At 72.9% G+C, this 7253-nt stretch carries 8 protein-coding genes; 6 read left to right on the top strand and 2 right to left on the bottom strand.

What is annotated here, in order from left to right; all coding sequences use genetic code 11:
• A partial coding sequence (locus IH26_RS0132175) for an RICIN domain-containing protein (protein WP_169789855.1) occupies positions 1-692 on the bottom strand: 692 nt, incomplete at its 3' end.
• Between the two features lie 370 nt (positions 693-1062).
• Between IH26_RS0132175 and IH26_RS0132170 the strand changes: the two genes are divergently transcribed.
• From IH26_RS0132170 to IH26_RS0132145, 6 genes are all read left to right on the top strand, one after another.
• A complete protein-coding gene (locus IH26_RS0132170; protein ID WP_084599223.1) occupies positions 1063-1446 on the top strand; it encodes an STAS domain-containing protein in 384 nt (127 codons plus the stop codon).
• Between the two features lie 215 nt (positions 1447-1661).
• A complete protein-coding gene (locus IH26_RS0132165; protein ID WP_157437500.1) occupies positions 1662-2234 on the top strand; it encodes a hypothetical protein in 573 nt (190 codons plus the stop codon).
• Between the two features lie 53 nt (positions 2235-2287).
• Positions 2288-4531, top strand: coding sequence for an ATP-binding protein (locus tag IH26_RS0132160; RefSeq protein ID WP_051808891.1), 2244 nt, complete (start codon positions 2288-2290; stop codon positions 4529-4531).
• Between the two features lie 16 nt (positions 4532-4547).
• Positions 4548-5027 carry a hypothetical protein gene (locus IH26_RS0132155; protein ID WP_030440011.1) on the top strand — a complete coding sequence of 160 codons (480 nt, stop codon included), beginning with the start codon at positions 4548-4550 and terminating at the stop codon, positions 5025-5027.
• Positions 5028-5044: 17 nt separating this feature from the next.
• Positions 5045-5188 carry a hypothetical protein gene (locus tag IH26_RS60215; protein ID WP_157437499.1) on the top strand — a complete coding sequence of 48 codons (144 nt, stop codon included), beginning with the start codon at positions 5045-5047 and terminating at the stop codon, positions 5186-5188.
• Positions 5189-5246: 58 nt separating this feature from the next.
• On the top strand, positions 5247-6158 hold the full coding sequence (locus tag IH26_RS0132145; protein WP_051808889.1) for a GlcNAc-transferase family protein: 912 nt from the start codon (positions 5247-5249) through the stop codon (positions 6156-6158).
• A gap of 54 nt (positions 6159-6212) precedes the next feature.
• On the opposite strand, the gene IH26_RS0132140 is transcribed toward IH26_RS0132145, so the two are convergent.
• Positions 6213-7235: a hypothetical protein gene (locus IH26_RS0132140; RefSeq protein ID WP_051808899.1), complete on the bottom strand. Its 1023-nt coding sequence runs from the start codon at positions 7233-7235 to the stop codon at positions 6213-6215.
• Between the last annotated feature and the right edge of the window lie 18 nt (positions 7236-7253).

The raw sequence follows: 7253 nt of genomic DNA, 5'->3' as shown, positions 1-7253 counted from the left end.
AACGAACCCGACAGATACCCGAACGCCGGCCAATAGTTGCCGTCCCAGCCCAGCGCCGTCTGATTCGAGAAACCCTGCCCGTACGGATCAGCCGGCGTCCTGAAATTCGTCCCATACGCCCGCGGCAAACCCGAATTATGACAACCGTTCGGATCCACCGCCGGGAGGCCCTGGTAGTCAGGGGTGCCGCCGCCGGTGCCGTGGCCGGGGAGCTGCCACGCGCGCGCGGTGGTGCACGGCAGCTGGACCAGGGCGGCGCCGGCGGCAGTGCTGTCCCCGGAGGGGGCGATGCACTTGCCCGAGTTCACGGATACCAGGTTGTACGCGCTGCTCGACACCGTCACGAGGTGGAACTGCTGGTTCGTCTGACCGTTGCAGGGGTACTGGATCACGGCGGCGTTGTCGGCGGTCGACTTACCGGAGATGTCCACGCACGACCCGGCCGTCAGGGTGCTGATCGTGTAGATGTCGCCGGACACCGGGGTGAAGGTGAACGACTGCTCGGCGGCGCCGCCGCAGGAGTTCTGCACCAGTTGCAGTGCGCGGGTGGCGGCGCCGCCCGGCACGTCCATGCATTTGCCGTTGCTGACCGTGCTGGTGAACGTGGTGGCGGCCTCCGCGCGTAAGGTCGGCACCAGCGCGGCGACCAGCAGGACCGCCGTAGCCGGAATGAGTATCTTCTTTCGTCGCATCGGGGTCTCCTCAGCTCGCGACGACGTGGTCGAAGTCGGGTGCCCAGCCGGTCCCACCGCCGAGCTGGCGTGACGAAATCCTTTTCGCAAGCTACCAGTTCATGGGCGGCAGTCAATATCCCGGCTTGAGCTGCGAACATCGACTGTCGAAGTTGCCAGGAAGAGGGCCAATTCGCACCGGGTCCGAAAAGTTTTCGAGCGGCGGCCAGTCGCGCGGGGACTCACCGAACGAGGTGACACCGCGTAGTCTGCCGGTGCGCCGCGGTACGTCGCGGAGACGCGATACCGATGCCGCCGGGCCAGGATCTCCGTACCTAGTTCCGTATTTCTTCCGTAGTGCGACGGGAGCTCGGCGACGAAGCTCAGTACCGTGATTGCCGAATCAGAATCCAGGGAACTGCTCGACTCCCTCCCGCCGAGCCCGCGGGTCGAGGTGACCGCCGATCCGGAAAGCGGCCAGCTGACCCTCAGCCTCACCGGGGAGATCGACCTCGCCAACTCGGTGGCTCTGTCCCACCAGGTGCAGACGATCATCGTCGGCCAGCTTCCACAGCATGTGGTGATCGATGTCGCGGGTGTGGAATTCTGCGATTCCGCCGGCATCCGCATGCTCACCGATCTGCACGATCGGATGTTGGAAGCGGGCATCACCTGCTGTCTGCACCGTCCCGGGCCGCTCTTCCAGTGGCTGCTAGGCAGCCTGGGTGCTCTCCGCCTCGTCGACGAGCCCGGCGACGCGTGGCGGCACCTCTAGCCGGCCGTCAGCCACGGGCCGGCGCTTGCTCCGGGGCGTCGGCCCGTCTCGGCCAGGCTCATGGTGGCGCAGGCCAGGGTGTCGTGTCCAACCTTGTCCAACGCCGTACAACATCGCCCTGCTCGCCGGCCGCGAACCGGCACGCTGATCCGGTCCGGGGTGGTCGGTAGGCGAGGAGGACAGCGGTGGGTCGCTGGTCGCGGTTGGTGTCGTTGGTGGTGGCAGCGATGTGCGGGCTGGCGGCGTGCCGGGCGGCGCCCGCGCCGGCGGTGGCGGTGGCCGAGAGCGCGAGTCCCTCGGCCGTGCCGTCTCCCTCCGCCTCGTGCGTGCCGTACCCCGACGTCGACGACCCGCTGGCCGGCCGCAGCTCGTTCGTCCGGAAGGACGGCCTCGACACGCTGGTCATCGCGGCCGGCCCGCCGCTCTGCTCCGACCGTCCGCTTTACCTGTCGATGGCGTACATCACCTTCGGCTCGCCCGGCAGCCGTGCGGTCCGGAGCGGCCAGCACGAGCTGATCGGGCCGTACGACGGATCCCAGGCGCTGCGGATCCCCTTCCCGATCCTCGGTTCGCCGTGCCTGGGCGCAGCGGTCTACCTGGGCGACGGCGACATCGGCGACCGGCAGCTGCCCAGCACGGATTGGACCGGCGTAGAGAGCGGGCCTCGGCTGTACAAGACGAGCCTGCTGACCTTCGACCCCCAGAAGCCCGGCTTCACCTGGGGCCTGCTCGCGGTCGACGCGGCCGCCGGCAAGAAGTGCGGGTCGGCGTTGCGCCCGGCCAAGTAACCGCCTGCGCTCACCTATGCTGATCCTCCCGTACGCCCTGGGGAGGATCGCCGGTGGAGGCCAACGACCTGGCTCGGGCGCTGCGCCAACTGCGCCGGAGGGAGGCGCAGCGACGCGGCGGCCGGATGCTGACGTACCGGGAACTGGCCGCGAAGACCGGCTACTCGCACAGCGCCATCGGGCTGTATCTCAGCGGCCGCGTCCTGCCCCCGGTCGACCGGTTCGACGCGCTCATCCAGGTGCTCGGCGCGACGCCGGCGGAGCAGTCCGCGCTGGCGACCGCGCGCGACGAGGCGGAGGAGCGGCGCGGCCCGCGGGGCGCCGAGCCGGTGCCCCGGCAGCTGCCGCCGGCCCCGTTCGCCCTGGTGGGGCGCGAGGCCGAGCTCCGGTCGCTGGATCGGGTGCTGCGCGGCGGCCGCCCGTTGGTGATCACGGGCACCGCCGGAGTCGGCAAGAGCGTGCTGGCCGCGTTCTGGGCGCACCGGGCCGCGGCCCGGTTCCCCGACGGGCAGCTCTACGTCGACCTGCGCGGTTTCGCCCCGTCCGGCCGGCCGATGGCGTCCGCCGACGCGTTGCGCGGGTTCCTCGCCGCGCTGGACGTGCCGGCCCAGCGGATGCCGGCGGACGTGGCGGGCCGGGCCGCGCTGCTGCGGTCGCTGGTCGCCGGGCGGCGCATGCTGATCCTGCTCGACAACGCGGCCACCGCGGAGCAGGTCCGTCCGCTGCTGACCGGGAGCCCGACCCTGGTCACGAGCCGCGACCGGCTGGCCGGGCTGGCCGCCATCGACGGGGCCGAGCCGCTGCCGCTGGATCTGCTGGACGCCGCGCGGTCGCGGGAGTTGCTCGTGCTGCACCTGGGTGCGGAGCGGGTGGCGGCGGCCGGGCCGGCCGCGGATGCGATCGTGGCGCGCTGTGCGGGCCTGCCGCTGGCCCTGTCCATCGTCGCGGCCCGGGCGGCGGTCGCGCCGGGCCTGCCGCTCGCCGAGCTCGATCGGGAGATGCGCGACACCGGCCGGCTCGACACCGGTGACCCGGCCAGCGATGTCCGGGCCGTGTTCTCCTGGTCGTACGAGCGGCTCAGTCCGCCGGCGGCACGGCTGTTCCGGCTCGCCGGCCTGCACCCCGGCCCGGAGCTGAGCCCGCCGATGGCCGCCAGCCTGACCGCCGTCGCGGCCGCGCAGGCCCGGGAAGCCCTCGGGGAGCTGGCCCGTACCCATCTGCTCCGCGAGCAAGGGGCGGGCCGGTACGGGGCGCACGACCTGCTCGGCGCGTACGCCCGGGACCTGGCCGGGACGACCGAGCCGGCGGACGGCCGGGACGCCGCGTACGCCCGGATGCTCGACCATTACGTGCACAGTTCCCGGGCGGCCGCGCAGGCGCTGACCCTGCACTGGCCCTCAGCGCCGCTGCCCGAGCCGCTGCCGGGCGTGACACCCGAGCGCCCGGCCGACCGGGAGGCCGCCCAGGCGTGGTTCGCGGCCGAGCAGCCGCACCTGCTTCCCCTGCTGGAGCGGGCCGCGGCGGCCGGTCACCACGAACGGGTCTGGCAGCTGGCCGAGGCGTGGGGCAGCTTCCTGGACTGGAGCGGGCGGTGGCCGGAGTGGCTGGCCGCCCTGGAGATCGCGCTGGGCAGTGTCGGAGCAGCCGAAGCCGGCGAGGCGGCCCTCCGCTGCGACCTGGCACGCGCCCTGCTCCGGATGGGCCGGCGCGACGAGGCCTACGTGCAACTGCGCCTGGCGATCGACCGGTACGAGCGCGCCGGCCACCGGACCGGCCTGGCTCGGACGTACCGCAATCTTGGAATTTGCCTTGAGGAGGACGGCCGGTACGCCGAGGCGCGCGACGCCATCCGCTCCGCCCTGGAACACTCCCGCGCCACCGGGGACGTGCCGGGGCAGGCCAACGCCCTCAACGGCATCGGCTGGTGTCACGCCCAGCTCGGCGACCACGCGCCGGCCCTCGACTCGTGCACCCGGGCACTCGCGTTGTTCACCGAACTCGGCGACCGGCACGGCCAGGCCTCCACGCTGGACACCATCGGGTACGTGCACCACCTCTCCGGCGACCCGGCCGGCGCCCTGCCCCGATATCGGGAGGCCATCGACCGCTACCGGGAACTCGGCGTCCGGCTCGGCGAAGCGGAGAGCCTGGAACACCTCGGCGACGCCCACCAGGCGGCCGGGGCGGACGACGAGGCTCGCGCCGCATGGCGGGCGGCGCTGGCGATCCTCGATGACCTCGCCGACCGGCATGCCGCGGCGGTGCGGGCGAAGCTGGGGCGGGACGGTGGCGCGTGATCGATAGCCTGGCGGCATGGTGGATTTCGCCCTGGTGGCTCTGATCGCCCTGATCGCCGCGTACGCCGGTGGGGTTTGGACCTTCGTCCGGCTGCGCCCGGCCGGCCCCGCGCTCGCCCTGGTCGAGGGGGTCGGCGCGGCCGCCGGCGTTGCCGTGAGCTTCGCGCTGATGCTGGTGCTCGCGCACGTCTGGTTGCCGGGCACGATCATCGTCGCCGCGCTGCTCGCCGGCGGCGTTCTCCACGCCATGCTGCTGCGCGACGTCGGGCCGGCGCGGGCGGCCGGTATCGCGGCGGCCGGCGGGCTGCTGATCGGAGCGAGCTTCCTGTACGTCTCGTACCTGGCGATCATGGCGCTGATCGGCGCGGCCGGTATCTACCTGGTGCTGCGGCTGTGGCTGCGGACCCGCCCGGCGCTGCTGGTGATGGGCGGGGCGCTCGGTGCGCTGCTCGCCGCGTCGGCCGGGGTCTTCGCGCTCGCCCTCTCCGGTATGTGAGCCGCGAATTTCCACAGATGCTCAACCTGACGCGTTCCCGTTCGAGGACGGTGCAGAACCAGGAACTGGCGCCGGCGGCGGATGCGCCGGACTCGCTCGACACGACCGACAGCAACTTCACCGAGCGCTGGGCCCGGTGCGGAGGGATCGACCCGGTCTGAGTGCGGGCGGCGGCTATGCTTTCGGGCGTCGACGCCGCTCCGTGATGAGGGACTGCCGATGACCATCTTTGTCTCGATCGCGTCCTATCGCGACTCCGAGCTGCTGCCGACGCTGCGGGATTGCCTGGCCACCGCGGCGCGACCGGAGGAGTTGCGGTTCGGGGTCTGCTGGCAGCACGACGAGAGCGAGAGCCTGGCCGAGTTCGCCGGCGATCCGCGGTTCGACGTGATCGACGTGGACTATCGGGACAGCCGCGGCGCGTGCTGGGCCCGTGCGGAGATCATGGGGCGGTACGCCGGCGAGGAGTACTTCCTGCAGATGGACAGCCACCACCGGTTCGCGGAGCGGTGGGACGAGCGGCTGATCGGCTACCTGCACGCGGCCGACAGCGCCAAGCCGGTGCTCAGCACCTACCTGCCGCACTACGACCCGGAGGGCCGGCGGGACGTCGGCGGGCAGCCGTCGAGCCTCGAATTCCACCGGTACGGCCCGGGCGGTGTCCCGTTGCTGCGCGGTGGCCGGGTGCCGGACGGGGTGCCGCTCGACCGGCCGCTCCCGGGCAAGTTCCTCTCCGGCCACTTCCTGTTCGCGCCCGGCTCGTTCGTGACCGATGTGCCGTACGATCCGGAGCTTTATTTCCACGGCGAAGAGATCACGATGTCGGTGCGGGCGTGGACCCACGGGTACGACTTCTTCGTCCCGCCGCAGAATCTGATGTGGCATTACTACAAGCGGTCGACCAGCCTGCGGCACTGGAACGACCATGTGTGGGAGGAGCGCGACCAGGCCAGCAAGCGCCGCGTCCGGCGTCTGCTGCGCGGCCTGGAGACCGATCGTTTCCGGGCCGGTCCGGTGCGGACGGTCGCCGAGTACGAGGAGTTCGCCGGCCTCATCTTCGCCAACCAGACGATCCGGCGCCGGCCGCTGCCGCCGCGGGTGCCGATGGGGCCCGGCCTCCGCTCGGGCTGAGCCCGCGCCGTCACTGGGGTTCCGTCGCGGCGGTCGCTTCGGCTGAGCGGGCTGTCAGGACGCGGGCGGGCCGATCAGCGCGGCCAGGGCGCGGTGCGCGGCCGCCGCGCTGACCTCGGGCAGCACGTGGTCGCGCGCCCGGATGTGGTCGACCAGCTCGGCGTCCGGGCTCAGCCCGTAGGTGACCAGGTAATACGTGACCGTGTCGGTCCAGATCCAGGTGCCGTCGGTGCGGTAGCTCATCGGCACCGCCAGGCCCAGGCTCGGGTCGAGCACGTCGGCCATCCGCTCGGTGGTGGCCAGCAGGACGGTGCCGCCGTTCAGATAGTCGAGCAGGCGGCGGGGCTGGTCGGCGGCGCTCAGCGTCGGGTGCTCGGGCTCGAAGAGCGGGCCCAGCTGGGGATCGACCCGGTCGAAGACCCGGGCCACGACCACCGGCTCGGCGGGCTCGGCCGACCACAGCAGGGCGCCCCGGCCGCGGGCGGCGCGCTGGTGGTCGGGCAGCGGAGTGCCGGGGCCGTAGACCTCGACCAGCGGGTGCTCCTCGCCCGCGGCGACCAGCGCCAGCCGCAGCCGCTCGGCCGCCGCCGGCAGGTCGTCGCCCTCGACCTCGGCGATGAAGAGCCGGGCCGGTGGCTGGTCGCCACCGAAGCGCCACACCCGCCACAGCGCGCGGGCGCCGGGCAGCTCCTCGATCGCGGTCAGCGCGGCGACGTCGACCTCGTCGACCGCGGGCAGGGCGTCGCCGGTCAGGTCGAGCAGCATCGGCGGCGCCTCGTCGACGCCGGCCGGCAGCAGCGGCAGGAAGTCGTACGCGATCGGCTCGGCGGTGGCCGGGCCGGGCCGCAGGCGACCGACCGCGGCGTTGCCCGGCAGGAGCTCGCCCAGCAGCCGCTGGTCGGCCGCGGTGACGGCGAGCCGCCCGGCCCGCGCCTCGGCCAGCACCGCGGTGGCGGCCGGGACGAGCTCGCCCGCGGCCAGGGCGGCGCGGGCCTCGGCGACCACCGCGGCCGGGCTCTGCGCGGCGGCGGCCAGCAGCAGCTCGTGCAGCCGGGCGGCGGGCGAGGGTGCGGTCATCATCACTCACTTTCGGGT

This window comes from Actinoplanes subtropicus (genome assembly GCF_000721705.1).
Taxonomy (GTDB): domain Bacteria; phylum Actinomycetota; class Actinomycetes; order Mycobacteriales; family Micromonosporaceae; genus Actinoplanes; species Actinoplanes subtropicus.
Note: the sequence above shows the minus strand (reverse complement) of the source record. Positions and strands in the feature narration are given on the sequence as shown.

Coding starts and splice junctions, on each gene's coding strand:
- IH26_RS0132155 (WP_030440011.1), top strand. CDS start 4,548: ATGGTGGATTTCGCCCTGGTGGCTCTGATCGCCCTGATCGCCGCGTAC.
- IH26_RS60215 (WP_157437499.1), top strand. CDS start 5,045: ATGCTCAACCTGACGCGTTCCCGTTCGAGGACGGTGCAGAACCAGGAA.
- IH26_RS0132145 (WP_051808889.1), top strand. CDS start 5,247: ATGACCATCTTTGTCTCGATCGCGTCCTATCGCGACTCCGAGCTGCTG.
- IH26_RS0132140 (WP_051808899.1), bottom strand. CDS start 7,235: ATGACCGCACCCTCGCCCGCCGCCCGGCTGCACGAGCTGCTGCTGGCC.